This is a genomic window from Aeromicrobium sp. UBA7512 (assembly GCF_002476985.1).
Lineage (GTDB): Bacteria > Actinomycetota > Actinomycetes > Propionibacteriales > Nocardioidaceae > Aeromicrobium > Aeromicrobium phoceense.
The window spans coordinates 125,896-149,090 of sequence record NZ_DLNK01000002.1 but is presented as its reverse complement, the minus strand read 5'-3'; the positions used below and the strand labels follow the sequence as shown (position 1 = coordinate 149,090).

Sequence of the window (23,195 nt, the reverse complement as noted above, 5' to 3'; positions counted from 1 at the left end):
CGCACACAGGAGGGCCCGGGGCGAACGCCCCGGGCCCTTCGCCTTTCCCGAACCGGGGGAGAGGTTCACACACGAGAGCGCCGCCTCCCCGAGGGGAGGCGGCGCTCTCGTCGTGCGTGAGGCGTGCGGTGTCAGCCCGCCTGGCGCCCCAGGGTGCCGAGGTAGAGCTCGATCACCTTCGGGTCGTTCGCCAACTCGCGGCCGGTGCCGCTGTAGGCCGTGGTGCCCTGGTCCAGGACGTAGCCGCGGTCGCAGATCTGCAGGCAGCGACGAGCGTTCTGCTCGACCATGATGATCGAGACGCCGGCCTGGTTGATCTTGCGGGTCTGCACGAAGACCTCGTCCTGCATGACGGGGGACAGGCCCGCGGAGGGCTCGTCCAGCAGCAGCACGGAGGGCTCCATCATGAGCGCGCGGCCCATGGCCACCATCTGGCGCTCGCCACCGGACAGCGAGCCGGCCCGCTGCTTGGCGCGCTGGCCGAGCGTGGGGAACAGGTCGGTGACGAAGGCGAACCGGTCCTTGAACTTCGAGGGGGCCTGGTAGCAGCCCATCTCGAGGTTCTCCTCGATCGTGAGGCTCGGGAACACGTTGTTCGTCTGCGGGACGAACCCGATGCCCTGGCTGACCAGGACGTCGGCGCGCTTGTTCGTGATCTCCTCGCCGCCGAGCAGCACGGTGCCGGAGTGGATCTTCACGAGTCCGAACAGGGCCTTGAGCAAGGTGGACTTGCCGGCGCCGTTCGGCCCGATGATGCCGACCAGCTCGCCGGGCTGGCAGTACAGGTCGGCACCGTTGAGGATGTTCACGCCCGGCAGGTAGCCGGCGATGAGGTTGTCCGCGCGCACGACGGCGCCGTCGGCGCCCTCGATGTGCTTGCGGCGCTCGGCCTCCGGCGTCTGGGGAGTGGGGATCGCGTCGCTCATTTGTCGGACTCCTCGGCTTCGATCTCGGCCTCGACCTGCTGTGCGAGCTGATCCTCGTCCAGCTCGGTGAGGTCCTCGTCGTGGTGGGCGCCCAGGTACGCGTCGATGACGCGCTGGTCGGCCATCACGGCCTCCGGCGTGCCCTCGGCGACGATCTGCCCCTGGGCCATGACGATGACCCAGTCGGAGATGTCGCGGACCATGTCCATGTCGTGCTCGACGAACAGGACCGTGCGGCCCTCGTCGCGCAGCGACTTCACGTGCCCCAGCAGGGACTGCTTGAGCGCCGGGTTCACGCCGGCCATCGGCTCGTCGAGCATGATCAGCTCGGGGTCGACCATGAGCGCGCGCGCCATCTCGAGCAGCTTGCGCTGGCCGCCGGACAGGGAGCCGGCGAAGTCCTCACGCTTGGCATCGAGCTTGAAGCGAGCGAGGAGGTCGTCCGCGCGAGCGGTGATCTCGTCCTCCTGGCCGCGCCACAGCGTCTTGAGGATCGACGGGAAGAACTTCTCGCCGCGCTGGCCGGTAGCGCCGAGGCGCATGTTCTCGATGACCGTGAGCTTCGAGAGCACCTTGGTCAGCTGGAACGTGCGCACCATGCCCAGGCGCGCCACCTTGTAGGCGGGAACCTTGGCCAACGAGTTGTCGTTGAACGCCCACGAGCCGCTGTCGGGGATGTCGAACCCGGTGAGCAGGTTGAACAGCGTGGTCTTGCCGGCGCCGTTCGGGCCGATCAGTGCGGTGATGACACCACGCTGGATCTCGACGTGCTGGACGTCGACGGCCTTGAGTCCGCCGAACGTGCGGGTGATGTCGTCGCCCACCACGATCGGGTCGGGCTTGCGCACGCCCGGATCGTTGGGCAGGGCGGCGAGTGCCTCGCGGGCACCTGTGATGTCAACGGTCATCGAGCGCGATCTCCCTTCGGTCGCCGAAGATCCCCTGGGGTCGGAAGATCATCAGCAGCATGAGGCCGAGGCCCATGAGGATGTAGCGGATCAGGCTGGCCTGCGTGTCGGTCATGACCGAGGCCGGGATCAGCGGGTCGACGCCACTGGTGGCCTGGCTGAAGAACTCGCCGAGGCCACTGATGAGGAACCAGAAGATCATCGAGCCGACGACGGGGCCGAGCACACGGGCCGCGCCACCGATGAGCAGTGCCGTGTAGGCGAAGAACGTCAGGTTGGTGCTGTAGTCCGACGGGACGACCGAGGCCTGCTTGAGCGCGTAGAAGATGCCGCCCAGGCCGCCGATCATGCCGCCGAGCATGAGCGCCTGCATCTTGTAGAGGAAGACGTTCTTGCCCAGCGAGCGCACGGCGTCCTCGTCCTCGCGGATCGAGCGGAGCACGCGGCCCCACGGGCTGCGCATGAGCGCCCAGGTGAGGAGGCAGCACAGCGCGACGACGGCCCAGCCGACCGTCATGGCCCACAGGTCGTTGGGACCCCAGGACGCGAAGCCCACGTCGATGCCGCCCGAGTAGGGGTTGAGGCTGTTCCACGTGTCGGTGAAGCCGTTGAGGCCGTTCGAGCCGCCGAAGACGGCCTTGGTCTCGACGGCACCGAACACGAGGCGCAGGATCTCCGCCGCCGCGATGGTGACGATCGCCAGGTAGTCGGCCCGGAGCCTCAGCGTGGGTACACCGAGCACCAGGGCCAGCAGGAGCGACGCGAACAGGCCGGCCGCGATGCCCACGAACAGCGGCAGGTCGAGCCGGACCATCGTGACCGCGAGGCCGTAGGCGCCGACCGCCATGAAGCCGGCCTGGCCGAAGTTCAGCAGGCCGGTGTAGCCGAAGTGGATGTTGAGGCCGATCGCGGCGAGCGCGAACACGATCGCCTGCGGGCCGAAGGCGTTGGAGAACGCCGCATCGATGATGTTGCCGAGGTCCATGTCAGCCGATCCTCTCCGCGCGGCCCAGGATGCCCTGAGGCCTGATGAGCAGGATGAGGATGAGCACGATCAGCGCGCCCACCTCCTTGATGGAGCTGGGAACGCCCAGCAGCGGTCCGACCTCGGTGATGATGCCGATGATCAGCGAGCCGAGGACCGCGCCCCAGACGGTGCCGAGGCCACCGAGGACGGTGGCGGCGAACACCATGAGCAGCAACTGGTAGCCCATCATGAAGTTGACCTGGCTGTTGAGGCCCAGCAGGACGCCCGAGAGCGCCGAGAGCGCCGCGCCCATGATCCAGACCGACGAGATCACGCCGTCGACGCGCATGCCGGACGAGGCCGAGAGGGCCGGGTTGTCCGAGACGGCGCGCATGGCCTTGCCCAGGCGGGTGCGGGTCATGATCGTGGCGACGATGCCGATGGCCACGATCGCGATGCCCATGATCGCGATCTCCTTGTTCGACAGGTCGAACAGGCCGTAGTCACGCGCCCGCTGCGACGTGTAGTCGGTGTAGGAGCGCGTCGCCGCGCCGAAGAAGAACTGGTACAGGTTGCGCAGCAGCAGTCCGAGGCCGATCGAGACGATCATCATCGCGATGATGCCGGTGCCCCGGCTGCGCAGTGGTCGCCACAGCACCCGGTCCTGGCCCCAGCCGAAGATGCCGCCGATCACGATGGTCAGCAGGCCCGCGACGATCACCGGCAACCCGAGCGTGGAGTTGAGGAAGTAGGCCGTGATCGCGCCGAAGGTGATCAGCTCGCCGTGCGAGAAGTTCGTCAGGCCGGTCGTGCCGAAGATCAGCGACAGCCCCATCGCGGCGAGCGCGATGATCAGGCCGTACTTGATGCCCGAGATGAGGCTGTCGACGAGGCGCTCGGTGAACGGCGTGGCCTCGACGACCTTGCCGTTCAGCGGGAACGCGACGTTCTGGCCCGAGGCGAGGTTCACGGTGACGTCGAGCGACTTCTTGCCGGTCAGCTTCACGCCGGCGGGAAGCGTGGACTCGTCGATGGAGACCTCGTACTTTCCCTTGCCGGGGATCGCCACAGCGGCGACGCCCATCTCGTTGGTGACGGCGCTGCCGATCTCGGTGCCGGAGTCGTCGGAGACGGTGACGGTGACGTCGGGCACGGGCGGCGGGTTGTCGCCGGCCTTGCCCTCCTTCTGGTCGAGCAGCCGCACGCGGATGGCCGGACCTGTCACGGGGGCATCGGAGGCCGGCGCCGAGGCGCTGGGTCCGGGGGTGGGGGACGTGGTCTCAGCCATCGCCGGGTTCGCGAGAAACACGAGCCCGGCGAAGATCACCGAGAGCAGCGCCGCTGTTCGCAGTCGCACACATTCTCCTGTCGATGGCTGCACGCCGGGGTCAGGCGCGCCAGAAGTCGATCCTGAAGAGCATAGCCATCCCAGCGATTCCGCGCGTCGCTCTCGCGGGTCCCTTAGGTAACAGTTCGGTTTCGATTGGCGAGCGGTCACCAGCCATTCCCAGGCGACGACTCGGGGCGTAGGCTGTCGCCCGTCCCCGTCCGTCCCCCGCCCGGAGGTTCCACGTCGATGGCATTGCGCCAGCCGGTCGAGATCCGAGATGTCGAGGTCGACGACGCAGCGTCCCTCATCGATCTGTGGTCCGCGTGTGCCGAGGCCGTCAGCGACGAGGGGTCCGAGGCGTTCACGCAGCAGGGCCTGTGGAGGTGTCCCTCCGAGGCCGAGGCCCGTGAGGCGATCGAGTTCAACGCCCGCGAGCACCGCCGGCGCTTCCTGGTCGCGCTCGTCGGTGGCGAGGTCGTGGCGGCCGCGGCCGCCGACCTCGCCACGCTCAACCCCATCACGATGTCGCGGGTGATGATCGTGTCCGACCTGCAGGTCCGGCCCAGTCACCGGCGCCGGTCGATCGCCTCCGCCCTGCTGGCGGTCGTCGCCGCCCACGCCGAGGAGGAGGAGTGCGAACTCGTGCTGGCGTCCTCCGCCGCCCACGCGCGCGAGCCCAACCGCTACCTCACGAAGCTGGGCTTCAACCAGATCGCGGTCCTGCGCGCGATCCCCGTCGGCAAGCTCAACGCCCGGCTCGCGGCCAAGGCCTCCGGCTCTCGTGAGACCGGCCGGCTGCTGGCGGTCCGGCGCTCGCTGCGCCGCCGCGCGGCCGTCCGCGGCTGACCTGTCGGAGGGGCCGACTAGGGTCGTCTCGTGGACCGACTCCTGCTGATCGACGGACATTCGGTGGCCTACCGCGCCTTCTTCGCCCTGCCCGTCGAGAACTTCTCGACGACGACCGGCCAGAGCACCAACGCGGTCTTCGGCTTCACCTCGATGCTGATCAACGTCCTGCGTGACGAGCAGCCGACGCACGTGTGCGTCGCGTTCGACCTCTCGCGCCAGTCGTTCCGCACCGAGGAGTACGCCGAGTACAAGGCCAACCGCTCGAAGTCGCCCGAGGAGTTCCGCGGCCAGGTCGAGCTGGTGAAGGAGGTCCTCGACGCGATGGACATCCGTCACGTCGACAAGGCCGGCTACGAGGCCGACGACATCATCGCCACCCTCGCCACGCGTGCCGAGGCGGCGGGCATGGAGGTGCTCGTCTGCTCGGGCGACCGCGACGCCCTGCAGCTCGTCACCGAGCAGGTCACGCTGCTCTACCCGCGCAAGGGCGTCTCGGACCTGGCGCGGATGACGCCCACGTCCGTGCAGGAGAAGTACGGGGTGCTGCCCGAGTTCTACCCCGACATCGCCGCCCTCGTCGGCGAGACCAGCGACAACCTGCCGGGGGTTCCCGGTGTGGGCCCGAAGACCGCTGCCAAGTGGATCAACTCCTACGGCACGCTCGAAGCGCTGATCGGCCGCGTCGACGAGGTGCCGGGCAAGGCCGGGCAGTCACTGCGCGACCACCTCGACTCGGTGATCCGCAACCGCCGCCTCAACGCCCTCGTCCGCGACCTCGACCTCCCGCTCGGTCCGACCGATCTCCACCTGGACACCGCGTTCGACCGCGAGAAGGTCCACACGGTCTTCGACTCGCTCGAGTTCACCGCGTTGCGCGAGCGGCTCTTCACCACGTTCCCCGGCACCACCGACGAGGTCGAGCCCGAGGCGGGCTTCGCCATCTCCGGCCGTGCCCTGGCGCCCGGCGAGGTCGGCGCGTGGCTCGAGCAGCACGCCACGGTCGACGTCGGCCTGCACGTCCAGGGATCGTGGGGACGCGGCGGCGGCGACGTGATCGCCCTGGCCGTGGCCTCGCCCGACGAGGCCGCCTGGATCGACGTCGAGCAGCTGTCGCCCGAGGACGACACCGCCCTCGCCGACTGGCTGGCCGATCCCGAGCGCGGGAAGGTGCTGCACGACGCCAAGGGCCCGATGCTCGCCCTGGCCGAGCGGGGATGGCACCTGCGCGGGCTGCGCGCCGACACGGCACTCTCGGCCTACCTCGTGCGACCCGACCAGCGCTCGTACGACCTGGGCGACCTCTCGGTGCGCTACCTCAAGCGCGAGCTGCGCGACGACACCGCCGACAGCGGCCAGCTGTCGCTGGACACCGACGACGACGCCGAGATCGCGATGCTGCGCGCCCGAGCCGCGCTCGACCTGTCCGCCGCCCTCGCCCAGGAGGTCGAGCAGGCCGGGGGCACCCGGCTGCTGGCCGAGGTCGAGCTGCCGCTCGTGTCCACGCTCGCCCGGATGGAGCAGGCCGGGATCGCCGTCGACGACGACGCGCTCCTCGAGCTGGAGTCCGAGTTCGCCTCGCGGGCCCAGCAGGCGGCCGACGCCGCCTACGAGTCCATCGGCGGCAAGGAGATCAACCTCGGCTCGCCCAAGCAGCTGCAGGTCGTGCTCTTCGAGGACCTCGGCATGCCGAAGACCAAGCGCACCAAGACGGGCTACACGACCGACGCCGACTCGCTGCAGCAGCTCTACACCAAGACCGGGCACCCGTTCCTCGAGCACCTGCTCGCGCACCGCGACGTCACGAAGCTGCGCCAGACGGTGGAGACGCTGCGCCGCTCGATCTCCGACGACGGGCGGATCCACACCACCTACGCCCAGACCATCGCGGCCACCGGGCGGCTCAGCTCCAACGACCCGAACCTGCAGAACATCCCGATCCGCACCGCGTCGGGTCGCCGGATCCGCGAGGCGTTCGTGGTGGGGAAGGGGTACGAGACCCTCCTCACCGCCGACTACAGCCAGATCGAGATGCGGATCATGGCCGACCTCTCGGAGGATGCCGACCTGATCGAGGCGTTCAACTCCGGTGAGGACTTCCACACCGTGATGGCCGCGAAGGTCTTCGAGCGCGATCCCGACGACATCGGCACCGAGCTGCGCGCGCGGATCAAGGCGATGAACTACGGCCTGGCCTACGGTCTCTCGGCCTACGGCCTGAGCCAGCAGCTCTCGATCTCCACCGCTGAGGCCCAGGGCCTCATGGACGACTACTTCCAGCGGTTCGGCGGCGTGCGCGACTACCTGCGCAGCCTGGTGGACGAGGCCCGCCAGACCGGCTTCACCGAGACGATCATGGGACGCCGGCGCTACCTGCCCGACCTGCAGAGCGACAACCGTCAGCGGCGCGAGATGGCCGAGCGGATGGCGCTCAACGCCCCGATCCAGGGCTCGGCGGCCGACATCATCAAGGTCGCGATGCTCAAGGTGGAGCGGGCGATCGACGAGGCGGGCCTCGAGTCGCGGATGCTGCTCCAGGTGCACGACGAGCTCGTGCTCGAGACCACGTCGGCCGAGCTCGACGAGCTCACCGCACTCGTCCGCCGCGAGATGGCCGCGGCGGCCGACCTGTCAGTGCCGCTCGACGTCTCCGTCGGCGTCGGCCGCACCTGGCACGAAGCCGGTCACTGAGTCGTCGGGGAGAGCTGGGTCGTCGGCGACCGCCGGCTCGGCGGCGTCATGGCCCCGCTCGGGTCGCAGCAGGGGCCAGGCCAGCAGCAGGGCCGCGACCACGGCGCCGACGCACGCCATGGTGACGACGAGTCCGACGATGCCGATCGACCAGAACCACGCCACGGAGAACACCGTCGCCGACGCCACCCACAGCAGCACGGCCACGCCGGTCGAGCGGCGCGCCAGGGCATCGAACACGAGCAGGTAGACGATCGCCAGGAAGGTCCCGGAGAGGGCGAACAGCCACAGGTCGTCGGCGACCTCGCCGTACTGGTCGCCTCCCACCAGGATCAGCGCCAGCTGGGGCAGCACGGCGCTCCCTGCGACCACGAGCAGGCCGAGCACGGCCACGAGGGACGCGGCCCGCAGCCGGGTGCGGTGCGACGAGTCGCGCGCGAGGCTCGGGAAGAACACCACGCTCACGAACTGCGGCAGGAACAGCGTGGACTTCGTCAGGATGAGCCCGGAGGCGTACAGACCGCTGTCGTGCGCCTCGAAGCCGCCGCGGGCGATCAGCGCATCGACGTTGCTGAAGGCGAAGTAGGCCAGCAGGGTGGACGCCGAGGCCACGGTCTCGAAGACCAGCGGGCGACGGCTGTGCACGTCGCCCGTGCCGCTCGTCTTGAGCAGACCGGCGCCCAGCAGGACGGGCAGCCACGCGCCGATCGCCAGGCCCATCATGGCGCTCGTCGCCGAGGGCTCGATCAGCACGCCGGCGACACCGCCGAACAGCCGGCCCAGGCCGTTGCCGACGTAGAGGGCCGCCAGCTTGCCCCACCGTCCCGTGCCCTGCGCGACGCCGAGCTGGGCGCCGGCGAGCGTGAGCGGCACGAGCATCGCGCCGCACCAGATGACGGCCCACACCGAGTCGAAGGAGAAGGCGGGGGTGAGCACCGGGCTGGACAGTGCCACGGCGAGCCCGACCGCGAGCGACACCGCCAGGGCCACGCGGGACGCGGTGAGGACGATCTGCGCGGTGTGGTCCGGATGCACCGAGATGCGGCGGGCGATCGATGCCTGCAGTGCCAGCGCCACGACGTTGGCGATGAGGATGAGACTGAGCAGGGCCGTGAGAGCGCCGAACTCGGCGGGCACCAGCAGCCGCGCGGCGGCCAGGTTGAAGCCGTAGGTGGCGACGTTCATCACCATCATGGCGACGGCGACGATCGAGCCGCTCGAGACGGTGGCGCGGGTGGATCGGTTCACGAGGCCTCCCCGTTGGCAGCGTCGGCGAAGCGCAGCACCTGCGGCATCATCCAGGCCCACACGTGCGGCGCCGACTCGTTGGTGAAGTGAAGACCGTCCTCGTAGAGGGGGTCGTTCCCCAGCAGCGGCTGGTACCCGTTCGGGCACAGGGCGGCGTAGGAGTCGATCACCGGGACGTCGTTCTCGGCGGCCCACGCGGTGGCGATCGCGTTGACGCGCTCGACCCGCTCGATGTCGTTCAGCTGCTGCATCTCGACCTTGTCGAACGCCGGGATGTCGTGGCAGGCGAGGGTCGACAACGCGAGAGTGCCCGCGTCGCCGCCCTTGCGGTCGACCTCGTCGAGGGCCTCACGGATGAGGCGCTCGTGCTCGGGGGAGCCGAACTTCGCGACCTCGTCTCCCTTCACGAGGTCGGACAGGAAGGTCTGCGGCACGAAGAACAGGAGCACGTCGGGCTGCTGGGCGGAGACGAGGCCGGGCCATTCGTCGCGCCACTCCAGGCAGTTGCGGGTGGGCTCGGTGGTCTCCCCGCCGACCCGCTTCTGGAGCGTGAACGGATCGCACCCGAGGTGGGTGGACTGGCTCAGCGACAGCTGACGGAACTCGTGCGTGGCCACGTTGCGGTAGATGCTGTACGGGATGGAGTTGCCGAGCAGCATCGCCGAGCGACGCTCGGCGGCGGTGTACGGATCGGGCGTGAGCTCCAGGGGCTTCTGACCCGGCTTCAGCGCGTAGCCCGACAGCTCGCCCCGCGGCGGTTCGGAGTGGGCGACGACGAAGGCGCTCGCGACGACGAGCGGCGCGGCCACGACGGCGACCGCACGGGAGAAGCCGCGGGCCGAGCCGAAGAACGGCCGGCGCCCGCGGACGGGACCCTCGATGAACCGGTAGGTGAGCCAGGCCAGCAGCACCGAGAGACCGACGCGGACGGCGTCGAGGGCGAGTCCGTCGAGGCCCGTGACGCCCTCGTGGACGAACACGATGATCGGCCAGTGCCACAGGTAGAGGGGATAGGAGATCAGGCCGATCCAGCGGGGGACCGGGCTGCCGAAGACCTTGGTGAAGGTGCCGCTCGTGCCGCTGGCCGCCGCGAGGATCGCCACGAGCGAGGCCAGGCAGACGACCACGAGTCCGCCGCGGAAGACGATGCCGGACTCGGAGTCGAGGCCCACCATGGCCGCGACGACCACCGCGAGGCCGGCCCACGCGGTGAGGTCGGTCAGGACGGGGGAGCGGCGCTGACGGAACGCGGCGTGACCCAGGAACAGCGCCGCGCACACGCCGATCAGCAGCTCGAACGCTCGCGTCAGGGTGCTGTAGTAGAGGGTCGTGATCTCGGTGCCGCTGGCATAGCCGCTCGCCATGGCGGCGGCCGAGGCGAGGGCCAGGACGGCGAAGACCAGGGCCTGGCCGCGTCGCTTCCGCACCACGACGCCGACGGCGATCAGCAGCAGCGGGAAGACGATGTAGAACTGCTCCTCGATCGATAGCGACCACGTGTGCCGGACCGGCGAGGGGATCGAGAGCTGGTCGAAGTACTGCTCGTCGCCCAGCATGAAGCGCCAGTTCGAGACGTAGAACAGCGACGAGACGATGTCCCACGCGACGGCGGTGCGACGGCCGGGGACCGTCCAGAGCCAGGCCGCCACGGACACGGCGAGCAGCACCGTGACCAGCGAGGGCAGCAGGCGCCGCATGCGGGCGCCCCAGAAGCGCACGACGCTGATCCGGCCCCACCGCTCGCGCTCGAAGACGAGCAGGTTGGTGATCAGGAAGCCCGAGAGGACGAAGAACAGGTCGACGCCGAGCCAGCCGCCGGGCAGGGCGCGCTCGTCGAGGTGGAAGACGAGCACACCGGCGATGGCGACGGCGCGCAGGCCGTCGAGCGCGGGCCGATAGGGCAGCCGCGCGCGCGTCGAGGGGACAGGAGCGGACATGAGAGAGGAGGCAGCGGGCGGCGCCCGCGGGACTCAGCGGCCGTCTTCGAGGAGCCGGCGGCGGGCGCCGCCGTCCGCGAGGTCGTCACGGTCGGCGCGATCGTCACGGTCGGCGCGATCGTCGTAGCGGTCGTGGTCCGAGGCGGACTCGTAGCTGCCGCTGTACTCCGAGCGGCTGCCGCGGGCGCGCTCGACCTGGTGGCTGAAGCCGAACAGCGCCGCACCGACGCCGGCGATGCCGACCGCGGCGACGATGGAGGCGATCGCCCGGTAGAGGTACTGCGTGTTGATCGGGCCGCAGACCCCTTCCTGGAACTTGTCCGAGGGCGGCTGCAGCGCGGATCCGCACTCGAAGATCGCGCCGGAGCTGGTCTGGATGTCGGTGATGGGCGTCAGCAGCAGGTAGATCCCGTAGGCCAGGAAGGGGATCGCCGCGAGGATCGCGACCTTCGTACCGAGGTTCGGCACGGGGCGAGAACGCACATCAGGGTCGTCGAGCATGTGACGCATACTACTATGACCAGCGCCGTGCGTACGCGCGGGTAACCAAGAGTTAGGGCAGTGTCTGTGCGCCGTGGGATCGTCCTCGCTGGAGGTCTGGGGACCCGTCTGCGAGCCGCGGTCGGCGACCTGCCCAAGCCGCTCGTCGAGGTCGGGGGCCAGCCCCTCGTCGCCCACCAGATCCGCCGGCTCGTCGGGGCGGGCGTGCCCGACGTCGTCGTCGCCGTGGGCTTCGGCGCCCAGCAGGTGCAGGACGCCCTGGGCACGGGCGAGCGCTGGGGCGCCCGGCTGACGTACAGCCGCGAGGACCAGCCGCTCGGCACCGGCGGCGCGCTCGCCCTGGCCGCGCGCACGGTGGGGGCCGACGACACGGTGGTCGTCGTCAACGGCGACCTGCTCTCGCGGCACGACCTCGCCGCGCAGATCGTCGCGTTCGAGGGCGCGGGCGCGGCCGGCTCGATCCACGTCCGCGAGGTGCCCGACGCCCGCGCCTACGGAGTCGTCTCGCTCGACGACACCGGAACGCGCGTCACGGGCTTCCACGAGAAGCCGCTCGAGGCCGGCCCGGGCCTCGTCAACGCGGGCACCTACGTGATGCGTGGCGACGTCCTGCTGGGACTGCCCTCCACCGTGCCGCTGTCGCTCGAGGTCGACGTCTTCCCCGCGCTGGTCGCGAGCGCCGACGTCCGCGCCCATCGCGAGGACGCGGCCTTCCTCGACGTCGGCACGCCCGAGGCGCTCGAGCAGGCACGGCAGGCGTGGCGGTGACGGCTCGCACCACGAGCAGGATCTCGTCCCTGGACGGCCTGCGGGGAATCGCCATGGTGATCTTTCTTCTCTTCCACGTCGGCGTGCCCGGGCTCGGCGGCGCCTGGACGGGACTGAGCCTGTTCTTCGTCATGTCCGCCTACCTGATCACCCTGCTGCTCCTGCGCGAGCGTGATCGGTTCGGCCGGATGGACGTGGTGGCGTTCTACCGCCGGCGCGCCCGGCGCCTCCTCCCGGCGCTCTTCGTCCTGCTGGCCGTGGTCGGCACGTGGGGGCTGCTGTTCGCCGACGACCTCGCGCGCCGCGGCCTGCGCGGCGACATGCTCGCCAGCCTCGGGTTCGTGATGAACTGGCGCCTGGTGGGGGAGGCCGACCAGTACTTCTCCACCTTCGGCCAGCCGTCCGTGCTCCGGCACCTGTGGACCCTGTCCGTGGAGGAGCAGTTCTACCTCTGCCTGCCGCTGCTGCTCGTGGTGCTCTTCCTGCTGCCGCCGCGGCTCGCGATCCCGCTGCTGGCCGCGGGAGCCGTCGCCTCGGCGTGGTGGACCGCCCAGATCGGGCTCGGCGACGCCTCGGCGGTGGCGCACTCCTACTACGGGACGGACACGCGCGCCCAGTCGCTGCTCGGGGGGATGATCGCCGCGTTCGTCCATCACGCGTGGCGCAGCGGACCTCCGTCGGCGCTGCGTCGTGCCGGTCCCGCCCTGGCCTGGGTCGGCGTGGTGGCCTGCGGCGCGTTCGTGGTCCTCGTCGAGCCGATGGACCCGTTCATGTTCGGGCAGGGAGGCCTGCTGCTGCAGGCGTTCGTCGTCGGACTGCTGTTGCTGCTGCTGGCGCACGGGATCGCGGGATCCGCGGGCCGCTTCCTGGGCTGGGCGCCGTTCGCCTACCTCGGGGTGCGGAGCTACGGGATCTACCTCTACCACTGGCCGATCACGCTGTGGCTCGACCAGGCGTTCCCGGGAACCCCTCTCTGGGTCGCCGTTCCCGTCGTCCTGGGGCTGAGCGTGCTCATCGCCGCGGCCAGCTACCGGTGGCTCGAGGAGCCGGTCATCCGCGGCGGGCTGCGCGCACTCGTCCCCGCGCGCCGGCGACCGCGACTCGTCGCCGTGGCCGCACCGGTCCTCGTGGTGGCGCTCGCGGTCCAGGTGGGCAACGTGGGTGCCTCAGCCTCGGAGATGGACGGGCGCGCCGTCGACGTGCCCGCGCTCAGCGACGACGACCCCGCGTACAAGCCGAAGGACCGCCCCACACGGGTCGCGCTGTACGGCGACTCCGTGGCCCAGAACCTCGTCACGTACTTTCCGACGGCGAACCATCCGGACCTGCTGGTGGGGAGCGTCGCGGTGCCCGGCTGCGACCTCGTCGACCTCACCCCGGCGTGGAACCGCGAGCTGGGCGGCGCTCCCACTGCCGAGTGCCGTGACAGCCGGACGAACCTCGGCGAGCGCCTCCGCGACCTGGACGCCGACACGGTCGTCCTCGTCACCGGGAGCCTGCTGTCGATCCCGCACCACGTGGAGGGTGACGACGGTCCGGTGTGGTGGCTGCAGGACGCGCCCTACCGTGCGGCCGTCGAGTCCGCGCTGGACGGCCTGCTCGCCCAGGCGGACGAGTCCGGGGTCTCCACGCAGATCGCGACCATCCCGTGTCGCATCGACGGTCGGGAGGGGCACGCCGAGGCGCTGCGCGCCTACCTCGAGGCCCATCCCGAGGTCGCGGAGGCGACGTCGGACCCCACCGTGGTGAACACCTGGATCCGCGAGTGGGCGCAGTCGCGCGACGTGGCCGTTCTCGACCTCTACGATGCCCTCGGGTGCTCGGAGGGGTTCCGCCCGGTGATCAAGGGCGTCACGCTCTACGCGGACCAGCTGCACTTCTCCGATGCGGGCGCCGCCATGGTCTGGACCTGGCTCGCGCCGCGCGTCCGTGCCCAAGCGGCCGGGAGCCCGGCCCGATGAAGATCGCGGAGATGCTCCGGACGAGCCAAGGAGCTCGAAGCGCCCCGCTCGACGGCGTGCGCGGGCTCGCGGTGGTCGTGCTGCTGGCCTACCACTTCGGCGTGGAGGCGCTGCAGGGTGCGTGGATCGGGATCAGCCTGTTCTTCGTCTTCTCCGGATACGTCATCACCACCATCCTGCTCAAGGAGCAGGCGCGGTTCGGCCGCGTGAGCTATCTGGAGTTCTTCCGCCGGCGGGCCCGCCGGCTGCTGCCCGCGCTCGCGCTGCTCATCGCGGTGGTGGGGACGTGGGCCCTCGTGGCGGCCGACCACGCGACCCGCCGCGAGATGAAGGGCGACATCCTGGCGACCCTCGGGTTCGTCCAGAACTGGCGGCTGGTCTCGCAGGCGGACCAGTACTTCGCCGAGCTCGGCGATCCCTCGTTCTTCCGGCACGTCTGGACCCTCTCGGTGGAGGAGCAGTTCTACCTCGTGGCGCCGTTCGCGGCCGTGCTCCTGGTCCGTCACGTGGCGTCACGGTCGACCCGGGTCGTGATCGTCCTCGCCCTGGCCCTGCTGTCCGCGTGGTGGATGGCGCAGGTCGGGCTCGCCACGTCGGAGGCCGTCGCACACTCCTACTACGGCACCGACACCCGTGTGCAGGCGCTGCTGGCGGGCATGGCGGTCGCCTTCGCGGTGGGACCCGACCGCCACGGGCGTCGCCCGCGGCCCATGACCTCGTGGACGGCCGGCTTCTGGGCCTGGGCGGCCACGCTGACGTCGATCGTCGGCTTCTTCGTGGTGCCGCCGCTGGCCCCGGTGATGTTCGAGAAGGGCGGGATGCTCGTGCTGTCCCTCCTCACCGCCGTCGGGCTGGCTGGCGCGGTGCAGTCGGGATCCGGACTCTTCCGACGCGTCTTCAGCTGGGGACCTCTCGTGTACCTCGGCATCCTCACCTACGGCCTCTACCTGTGGCACTGGCCGGTCGCGCTGTGGATCGACCGCTACGCGCCCGACCTGTCGGGGCCGGCCGAGCTCCTCCTCGGCTCCGCGGCCACGTTCGCGATCGCGGCGGCCAGCTTCCACCTCATCGAGCTGCCCGTCATGCTGGGCGGCCTCTCCCAGCTCACCGGCACCGTCGGACGGGGCCGGGTCCTGGCCGTGGCCACGACCTGCGCCGTGGTGGTCCTCGCGTTCGCGGTCGGCCGCGTGCCCACCGTCGAGCAGGACATCGCCGCGGGCCGTGTCCCGCAGCTGGTGGAGGGCAGCGACCCCTACGTGCCCGGCGACGAGCAGATCCGCGTCGGGATCTACGGCGACTCCGTTCCCCACTACCTGTCGAAGCGCTTCCCCCAGTCGACCTACGGCGACATCGAGCTGGTGAATCTCGCGGTGGAGGGATGCAGCCTGCTGCCCCTGACCACCTACTGGTCGCCCGGCTACCGCGAGCCCGTCAAGGCCTCGTGCCGCCAGAGTCGTGAGCAGATGGTGTCGGTCCTGGAGCGCGAGCGGGTGGACGTGCTCGTGCTCATGGTGGGCACCGACCTGGGCACGCTCCACGAACGCGAGGACGGCTCCCTCGTGCAGCCGGGCAGCGACGAGCTGCGGACGCTGGTGGACGAGCAGCTCGACGACCTGCGTGCCGCCGCTGACGCGGCCGGGGTCTCGCAGGTGCAGCTCGTGACCCTGCCGTGCCGCGAGGTCTCGGTCGACCGGTTGCCGTCGCCGCCGTTCGACCGCGAGTGGATGGCCGACCACCCCGAGGTCGCCGGGCACCTGGCCGATCCCGTGGCCGCCAACGGCTGGTTCGAGGAGTGGGCGGCGCGCTCGGACGCGCCGGTCCTGGACCTCTACGGCGCCCTTCAGTGCAGTGAAGGGTTCCAGCGACGCGTCAACGGCGTCACGCTCTTCGAGGACGCACTGCACTTCTCCGACGAGGCCACCCCGATGGTCTGGACCTGGCTGGCGCCGGCGATCCGTGAACGTTGGCAGACCCGGCCGTGAACCCCCTTCTTTCCCTATAGGCTGATCGCCGCACGAAAGGCACCCATGGACACCTCCGCATTCTTCGACCGAGCTCCCACCCTCTTCCCCGGCGATCCCCAGGACACCGATCCGATCGACCCGTACTGGGACCAGGTCAAGGGCGACGTCACGGGCTTCACCTCCTCCAACGAGCTGGCGATGCTCAACCTGGCCGCCGCGATCATGCCGGCGGACGAGGCGTACCTCGAGGTCGGCACCTTCAAGGGCCGCTCGATGTGCGGCACGGTGCGCGACAACGCCGACAAGGTCTTCTACGCCATGGAGAACTTCCTCGAGTTCGGGATGGCCGGCCAGGAGGCCCGCACCGAGCTGATGGACAACCTGGCGAAGTACGGCGCCGGTGCCGACGTCCGCCTGCTCGAGGGCGACTGCTTCAAGCTGATGGCCGTCCCCGGCATCATCGACCGCCCGGTCGGCGTCTACTTCTACGACGGCGAGCACACGCTGCTGGCGCACTACCTCGCGCTGGCCGTGGTCGAGCCGCTGCTGGCCGACGAGGCGCTCGTCCTGATCGACGACGCCACGTGGCCCGTCGTGCAGCGCGCCCACCGGCTCTTCCTCGACCGTCACCCCGGTTGGACGATCGACGCCACGTGGGACGCCAAGTCCGACGACGACCCGCGGTGGGCCAACGGCCTGCACGCGCTCACGTTCCGACGCACGGCACCGACGGTGCTGAAGGGCCGCGACGAGTGGCTGCGCCGCTACCAGGTGCACGTCCAGAACCGGCTCAACCGGATCGCCTGGAAGGCCGCCACGAAGTTCCCCGGCGTCATGAAGCTCGGCGCCCGCATCATCATGGGTCGCTCGCGCGCGATCGAGCAGAAGCAGGACTGAGGTCGTCAGGGGCGGCGGTCGGGCGTACGCGCGCCGGCCGCCGCCTCAGGCGTGCTGCAGGCGCCGCGAGCGCACGAGCGCCGCACCCACGATGGTGGTCGCACCCACGGCGCTGACCCCGACGATCTCGTACGGGGTGTCGTGGAACCACAGCACCACGAGCGCGCACTGCGCCGCCACCACGCACCAGGTGAACCGGCCCAGCCACGGGCTGTCGAGGCCCATCTCCGCGAACAGCGACACCTGCACCAGCGCCCACAGCACGCCGAGGGCGACGCACGCGACGGCGAGGGACCCGAACTCGGCGTACTCCGCGCCACCGGCCAGCTCGACCCAGAACTCCGGGGCCGCGGCGATGACCGCGATGCCGACGAGCCCGAGCAGCAGGATCAGCCCGAGCGACCGGCGGAACGAGCGCGCGGCGCGTGGGCCCTGCATGCGCGGGACGAGCAGGAGCGCGACGAACTGCGTGCCCCAGCCCATCGCGCGGCCGAACGTGGCGGCGAGGGCGTAGCCGCCGGAGTCGTGGTCGCCGAGGTACGCCCGGGCGAGTGTCACGTCGATGTTCGTCAGCGCGATGAAGGCACCCAACGACATGGTGGCGCGGATGAGCTCGCCGCCGAGCCGGCGGTCGTCGGCGAGCGTGAGGTCGTCGCGGCACAGCCAGGCGCCGAGCACGGCGACGGCGACCGCGACGAGGAGCAGCAGCGCGAAGACCTGGGCCACGCTGAGGCCCAGCGCCGCACCACCGGCGCCGGCGGCCAGGCGGCCGGCCGCCGTGGCCACGTAGATCACGGACAGCGCGACGAGCCGGTCGCGCCCGAGCAGGATTCCCTGGAAGGCTCCCGTGAGCGTCATCGGCACGAGCGTCAGGCCGAGCCAGACCGCGGACCAGGCCGTGTCGAGCCGGAAGGCGCTGGACAGCAGGGGAGCGGCGACGATCGTGGCCGCGGCGAGGGCGACGCCGACGCCGAGCGCGGTGCGCACCCCGCGCGAGTCGTGGGTGGCGCCCGCGACATGGCGCGCGACGATGACCTGCAGCGCCCCGGCCGGGACCGACAGGACGATGCCGTAGGCCGAGAGCGCGGAGAAGCCGCCGAAGTCCGACGGGCCGAGGGCGCGCGAGAGGACGAGGACGAAGACGTAGCTGAGGAGATTGGCCAGCGCCATCGTGATGCCGAGGGCCGCTCCGGAGCCCGAACGCGTGCGTGAAGGGGATGACGGGCGGGGCATGGCGCCCTCAGGCTACCGGCTTCGTGACTCTCCGGTAACAGGATGTGTGATGCGGGCTATATTGGACGACGCTGTGCCCGCGGCCGCTGCGGCCGAACCCTGAGGGAGTCCCTGTGCGTCTGTTCACCCACTACCGATTCGTGGTGGGCTCGGCGATCCTCGCGCTGGCTCTCGTCATCGGCCTCAACGGCTGGGGCACCTTCTACACCGACATCAAGCCCGAGGTCTACGTCCGCCCCTGGCAGATGCTCGGCCAGTACCTCTCGTCGTGGACCTCCTCGCCCTACCTCGGCTCGCCGAACTTCAACGTCGGGCTGGCCCCGGTGCTGCTCGTCCTGTCCGGGCTGCGGGGGATCGGCCTGTCGCCGGAGATGACCTTCAAGGTCTTCCACTTCGTGCTGTGGCTGGTGGCCGCGTGGGGCGCGGCGCGCCTGACGCGCACGATCGCGCCGCAGATCGGCCGCTGGGGCGGACTCCTGGCCGCCGTGCTCCTGCTGGCCAATCCCTACACGATCAGCGCCGGCGCCACCCTGGCCGTCGCGCTGCCGCTGGCCCTGCTGCCGTGGCAGCTGCTGTGCCTCGTCCACGGCCTGCGGCGCCCGGCCAGCTGGGCGTGGCCGGCCCTGTTCGGCCTGACGTTCTTCGCGATGAGCGGCATGAACGTGGCGGTCGTGCCGCTGTTCCAGCTGCTGGCCGTCATCCCCGTCGTCCTGGCCATCCGCGCCAGCGACGGCCTCCGGTGGCTCGACGCGCTGATCGTGCTGGCGAGGTCGGCCCTGTTCGTCGTCCTGCTCTCCCTCTACTGGCTGGTCCCGGCGTTCGCCGCCCTCACGACCGGTGCGCAGATCGTCGAGGGCTCGGAGTCCCTCACCGGCATCGCCAAGGTCTCGTCGCTGACCGAGGTGCTGCGCGGCCTCGGCCTCTGGCCGCTCTACGGCTCCAGCTCCACCGGGCCGTGGGTCCCCGAGCACGCCGTCTACGTCGTCAGCCCGCTGATCATGCTGCTCACCGCGGCGTGGCCGGCGCTGGGCCTGACCGCCCTGGCGTGGGCGCGCACTCGCGCCCGGGTGTTCGTGTCGGTCGCCGTCTTCGGCGCCGCGATCGTCATGATCGGTGTCTTCCCGACCGAGGACGGGCCGGCGTCGCCGTTCGGCCGCCTCCTGGGCGAGATTCTCCAGGTCCCGGCGCTGTCGGCGTTCCGCACGACCAACAAGATCGGCGCGGTGCTGGCCGTTGCGATGACGATCGGCATCGTCATCACGGTGATGCACCTCGGGCCGCGCGTGTGGCGCTGGCACCCGGCGCGCACGGTGGTCGTGGTGGTGGCCGCGAGCATCTTCGCGGCGTGGTCCCTGCCGGCGCTGGCTGGTCGCCTCTACATCTCGCCGATCGACATCCCCGACTACTGGAGCGAGGCCGCCGCCTCGGTGGACGAGAGCAGCCAGCCGGGCTCCGTCCTCGTCCTGCCCGGTCAGGTCCGGCCCTTCTACCGGTGGACCGAGGAGCGTCCCGACGATGTCGTGAACGCGCTGTTCGACCGTCGCGCGGTGGTGCCCGAGACCACGCCGAACGCGTCCCCGCCCGGCGTGAACTTCCTCTCCGCCCTCGACGGGTCGGCGCAGTCCGGCACGTCCACCGGGGCCGCCGTGTCCACGATGGCGCGCTACCTCGGCGCCGGACAGGTGCTGCTGCGCAACGACGTCGTGTGGGAGAACACCGGCGGCGCGCGCCCCGCGGAGATGAACCGGCTCGTCGCGAACGACCCGGGCCTGTTCGGGCGCCAGAACTTCGGCGTCCCCGGCCAGAACACCCTCTCGCCCGCGATGGAGGACCCCTTCTTCCACGGCGAGAACCTGCTGCCGCCCGTCCAGGTCTACGACGTCGGCGGCGCCCGCGAGTCCCTGCGCGCCGTGCCGCTGGACGGACAGGTCATCGTGGCCGGCGACGGCTTCGCGTTCCCCGCGCTGGCCGAGGCGAGACTGCTCGACTCGTCGCCGCTCGTGCGGTACGCCCAGGACCTCTCCACCGACGAGTTCTCCAGCGCCCTCGACACCGCCGGTCGGATGGTCCTCACCGACACGAACGCGCGGCGCAGCGTCATCTCCAACCGGCTGACGGTGGGCCAGGGTCCGCTGCTGCGCGAGGACCAGGATCCCGGTGCCACCCGCACCCTCGGCACCGACACGGACGACCAGACCGTGCGCGTGGACTCGGTCGTGAAGGTGACCACCTCACGGTCGGGCGGCACGTTCTTCGACCTTCCCTACGGCACCGGCGACTTCGCGGTCGACGGTGATCTCACCACGGGCTGGCGCTTCGGCGACTTCGGCACCGCCGCCGGCCAGCGCCTCGTGGCCACGCTGGACGAGCCCGTCGAGCTGGACGAGGTGCCGATCGCGCAGCTGCCGATCGGCGACGTCCAGATCGACGAGGTCACCGTGTCGGCGGGGGGCCGCAGCGACACGATCACCCTGCCCGAGACCGGGCTGGCCACGGCGCGACTCGGGGGAGTGGAGGCGGACGAGGTCACCGTCACGGTCGAGTCCACCCGCGGCGAGGGCTTCAACTTCGTGGGCATCGCCGAGATCGGGTTGGGTGGCAAGCAGGCCCACGTGGCCGGTCGCACCCCGCTGACCCTGTCGAACACCTACGACGAGCTCGACTCCTCCGATCGCCTCCGCTTCTCGCGAACGCCCCTCGACGTGCTGCTGACGCGCGTCCAGAACACGCCGTCCACGAACGACGACTCCGAGCGCGCCCTGAACCGGGTGGTGACCCTGCCCGACCGGCGCGCCTTCGAGACCAGTGCCGAGGTCCGCGTCAGCGGACCGGTCGAGGTGATGTACGACCGGGTCGAGGGTCGCGGCAAGGACGTCGAGGCGGAGTCCAGCGGCTTCTACTTCGACAACCCGGCCAACCGCGCGTCGCGGGCCGCCGACGGCGACGCCGACACGGGCTGGGTGCCCGGCGGCACCACTCGCGGATCCTGGTGGGAGATCCGGGGCGACGCGCGCCGGATCGACCAGGTGCGCCTCGTGCAGGAGGCCGCCTCGATCAACGACGAGCAGACCCGGCACCACGCCACCCGCGTGACGGTCAGCGTCGACGGAGTCGACGTGGCACAGTCCGAGATCGGCCTCGGCGAGACCACGATCGACCTCGACCGGCCGGTCCGTGGCTCCGCGGTGCGGGTGACCATCGACGGGATCACGGGCGACCCGAGGGGCGTGCCCGCCACCTTCACCACGATCGACACCGGACTCGAGCTGCCCGAGGCCGACGGCGGCGAGCACTGCCTGCCGGTCGCCGTCCTCGACGGCGAGGGCCTGCTGATGAAGCCCCAGACCAGCCTGCTCGCGCGCAGCGACCAGCAGGGCACCCGCTGGGTCGGCTGCGAGCCCACCCGGCTGGAGGCCGGCGAGCACACCATCGACGGCAACCCCGCGTTCGTCCTCGACTCGCTCGAGCTGAGCGACACGCGGGAGTCGCTGGAGCGGTTCGGGTCGCCGATCATCTCCGAGATCACCCGCGAGGGCGATGCGCGCATGACGCTCGACGTCGAGGTCGCCGACGGTCCCTACGCGGTCGTCACCGGTCAGAGCCACAACCCGAACTGGGGTGCCACCGCCGACGGCAAGGACCTCGGCGCCCCGGTGGTCCTCGACGGCTTCTCGTCCGGCTGGATCGTCGAGGACGGTGCCGCCGCCACGATCGACATCCGCTACAAGCCCCAGCTGTGGTCGAACGTCGCGCTCGGTGCCAGCGGTCTCGGCCTGCTCGCGGCGCTCGCTCTCGTCGTCACGGCGCTGGTGCGCCGCCGCCTGTTCGCCCTTCCCGACGGGGTCGCCGGGCCCACGGGCCTGAGGCCGCGCTGGGCCACGGCGCCCGTCCTCACCGTGGTGGGCGTGGCCGGCGCCGGCCTGCTGCTGGGCTGGGGCGGACTCGCCGGAGGCCTCGTCGCGGCCGCGCTCCTGTGGCTGCGGCCGGTCGACCCGCGCCGTCTCGTGTACGCCGGATCGGCGCTGACGTTCCTGTCGGTCGTGGCGCTGCTGGTCGTCCAGGCCCGCCGCGACGGCATCGGCGAGCTGTCGGCCGACGTGATCTCGGCGAGCCTCGTCCCGCACCACGTGGCCGCCGCCGGGCTCGTGCTCGCGATCGCCGGCAGCCTCGTCCTGCTCGCGCGGAGGTCGGACGATGACTGAGCCGCTGGTGTCGGTGATCGTCCCGACGCGCAACAACCGCCGCACCATCGAGCGGTGCCTGGCCTCGGTGCGGGCCCAGGACCACCCGCACGTCGAGCTGATCGTGGTGGACAACCACAGCTCCGACGGCACCGACGAGATCGCGCAGGGTCTGGCCGACGTCGTCATCACGGCCGGTCCCGAGCGCAGCGCCCAGCGCAACCGCGGGATCCGCGCGGCCGAGGGCGTCTGGATCCTGTGGCTCGACAGCGACATGTACCTGCCTCCCGACGCCGTGAGCGCCGCCGTGCGCACGGCGGCACGCACCGACGCCACCGGCGTGGCGCTGCCCGAGCGGACGATCGGCGACGGCTTCTGGACGGCGTGCCGTGCCCTCGAGCGCGAGTGCTACCTCGACGCCCCGTGGCTGCACAACCCGCGACTGCTGCGGCGCGCCGACATGCTCGCCGACGGCTTCCACGAGTCCATGTCCGGACCGGAGGACGCCGACCTGCGCTTCCGGATCCGCGACGCGGGCGGCACCGTGGCGCTGGCCGCGGTCGTCGTCGACCACGACGAGGGTCGTCTGACCTTGCGCGACATCTGGCAGAAGCGCTACTACTACGGGCTGAGCCTGCCGACGCTCGTCGACCGGCACGACAGCGCGATGGCGGACCAGGGCAGCGGGGTGCTGCGGGCCTACGCGCAGAACTGGCGCCTTCTGGTGCGACGGCCCGTCCACGCCCTCGGCATGGCGGGCATGCGGGTCATGGAGGCGGCCGGGTATTTGTGGGGCGCCCGTGCGGGTCGCCGCCGGGCCGAGGTGTGAGGATCGTG

General features: G+C 70.9%; 16 protein-coding genes. 8 read left to right on the top strand and 8 right to left on the bottom strand.

The window, feature by feature from the left end; translation table 11 throughout:
• Positions 1-131: 131 nt before the first annotated feature.
• The 4 genes from B2363_RS01510 to B2363_RS01495 are packed head-to-tail and all read right to left on the bottom strand — an operon-like array spanning position 132 to position 4,158.
• Positions 132-926: an ABC transporter ATP-binding protein gene (locus B2363_RS01510; RefSeq protein WP_078698385.1), complete on the bottom strand. Its 795-nt coding sequence runs from the start codon at positions 924-926 to the stop codon at positions 132-134.
• Positions 923-1,834 carry an ABC transporter ATP-binding protein gene (locus B2363_RS01505; protein ID WP_181755504.1) on the bottom strand — a complete coding sequence of 304 codons (912 nt, stop codon included), beginning with the start codon at positions 1,832-1,834 and terminating at the stop codon, positions 923-925. The genes B2363_RS01510 and B2363_RS01505 overlap by 4 nt, the downstream gene beginning before the upstream one ends.
• On the bottom strand, positions 1,824-2,819 hold the full coding sequence (locus tag B2363_RS01500) for a branched-chain amino acid ABC transporter permease (RefSeq protein ID WP_181755505.1): 996 nt from the start codon (positions 2,817-2,819) through the stop codon (positions 1,824-1,826). Before B2363_RS01500 ends, B2363_RS01505 begins: the two co-directional genes overlap by 11 nt.
• Before the next feature lies 1 nt (position 2,820).
• Positions 2,821-4,158 carry a branched-chain amino acid ABC transporter permease gene (locus B2363_RS01495; protein WP_181755506.1) on the bottom strand — a complete coding sequence of 446 codons (1,338 nt, stop codon included), beginning with the start codon at positions 4,156-4,158 and terminating at the stop codon, positions 2,821-2,823.
• A 219-nt stretch (positions 4,159-4,377) separates the two neighbouring features.
• Between B2363_RS01495 and B2363_RS01490 the strand changes: the two genes are divergently transcribed.
• Both B2363_RS01490 and polA read left to right on the top strand, forming a co-directional pair.
• Positions 4,378-4,977, top strand: coding sequence for a GNAT family N-acetyltransferase (locus tag B2363_RS01490; RefSeq protein ID WP_181755507.1), 600 nt, complete (start codon positions 4,378-4,380; stop codon positions 4,975-4,977).
• 30 nt (positions 4,978-5,007) lie between these two features.
• Positions 5,008-7,668 (top strand): DNA polymerase I, encoded by a 2,661-nt coding sequence (polA, locus tag B2363_RS01485; RefSeq protein ID WP_286927948.1) that lies wholly within the window; start codon positions 5,008-5,010, stop codon positions 7,666-7,668.
• Here the strand turns inward: polA and B2363_RS01480 are convergent.
• From B2363_RS01480 to B2363_RS01470, 3 genes are read right to left on the bottom strand one after another with little or no spacing between them, the layout of a single operon-like run.
• Positions 7,609-8,916, bottom strand: coding sequence for a lipopolysaccharide biosynthesis protein (locus B2363_RS01480; RefSeq protein ID WP_181755509.1), 1,308 nt, complete (start codon positions 8,914-8,916; stop codon positions 7,609-7,611). The genes polA and B2363_RS01480 overlap by 60 nt on opposite strands.
• Positions 8,913-10,853, bottom strand: a complete 1,941-nt coding sequence (locus B2363_RS01475; protein ID WP_286927946.1) for an acyltransferase family protein — start codon at positions 10,851-10,853, stop codon at positions 8,913-8,915. The genes B2363_RS01480 and B2363_RS01475 overlap by 4 nt, the downstream gene beginning before the upstream one ends.
• A 33-nt stretch (positions 10,854-10,886) precedes the next feature.
• Positions 10,887-11,354, bottom strand: a complete 468-nt coding sequence (locus tag B2363_RS01470; protein ID WP_181755511.1) for a hypothetical protein — start codon at positions 11,352-11,354, stop codon at positions 10,887-10,889.
• Between the two features lie 60 nt (positions 11,355-11,414).
• Between B2363_RS01470 and B2363_RS01465 the strand changes: the two genes are divergently transcribed.
• Genes B2363_RS01465 through B2363_RS01450 form a run of 4 tightly spaced genes read left to right on the top strand, consistent with a single transcriptional unit; the run spans position 11,415 to position 16,944 of the window.
• Positions 11,415-12,122, top strand: coding sequence for a nucleotidyltransferase family protein (locus B2363_RS01465; RefSeq protein ID WP_286927943.1), 708 nt, complete (start codon positions 11,415-11,417; stop codon positions 12,120-12,122).
• Positions 12,119-14,083: an acyltransferase family protein gene (locus B2363_RS01460; RefSeq protein ID WP_286927939.1), complete on the top strand. Its 1,965-nt coding sequence runs from the start codon at positions 12,119-12,121 to the stop codon at positions 14,081-14,083. The genes B2363_RS01465 and B2363_RS01460 overlap by 4 nt, the downstream gene beginning before the upstream one ends.
• Positions 14,080-16,065, top strand: a complete 1,986-nt coding sequence (locus tag B2363_RS01455; protein WP_286927937.1) for an acyltransferase family protein — start codon at positions 14,080-14,082, stop codon at positions 16,063-16,065. The genes B2363_RS01460 and B2363_RS01455 overlap by 4 nt, the downstream gene beginning before the upstream one ends.
• 45 nt (positions 16,066-16,110) lie before the next feature.
• Complete coding sequence (locus tag B2363_RS01450; RefSeq protein WP_181755515.1) at positions 16,111-16,944, top strand: class I SAM-dependent methyltransferase; 834 nt, start codon at positions 16,111-16,113, stop codon at positions 16,942-16,944.
• Between the two features lie 45 nt (positions 16,945-16,989).
• Here B2363_RS01450 and B2363_RS01445 read toward each other — a convergent pair whose 3' ends face one another.
• A complete protein-coding gene (locus tag B2363_RS01445) occupies positions 16,990-18,177 on the bottom strand; it encodes a lipopolysaccharide biosynthesis protein (RefSeq protein ID WP_286927936.1) in 1,188 nt (395 codons plus the stop codon).
• Positions 18,178-18,290: 113 nt separating this feature from the next.
• Between B2363_RS01445 and B2363_RS01440 the strand changes: the two genes are divergently transcribed.
• Positions 18,291-22,379 carry an alpha-(1->3)-arabinofuranosyltransferase domain-containing protein gene (locus tag B2363_RS01440; protein ID WP_286927934.1) on the top strand — a complete coding sequence of 1,363 codons (4,089 nt, stop codon included), beginning with the start codon at positions 18,291-18,293 and terminating at the stop codon, positions 22,377-22,379.
• On the top strand, positions 22,372-23,187 hold the full coding sequence (locus B2363_RS01435) for a glycosyltransferase family 2 protein (RefSeq protein WP_286927933.1): 816 nt from the start codon (positions 22,372-22,374) through the stop codon (positions 23,185-23,187). Before B2363_RS01440 ends, B2363_RS01435 begins: the two co-directional genes overlap by 8 nt.
• Positions 23,188-23,195 lie beyond the last annotated feature (8 nt).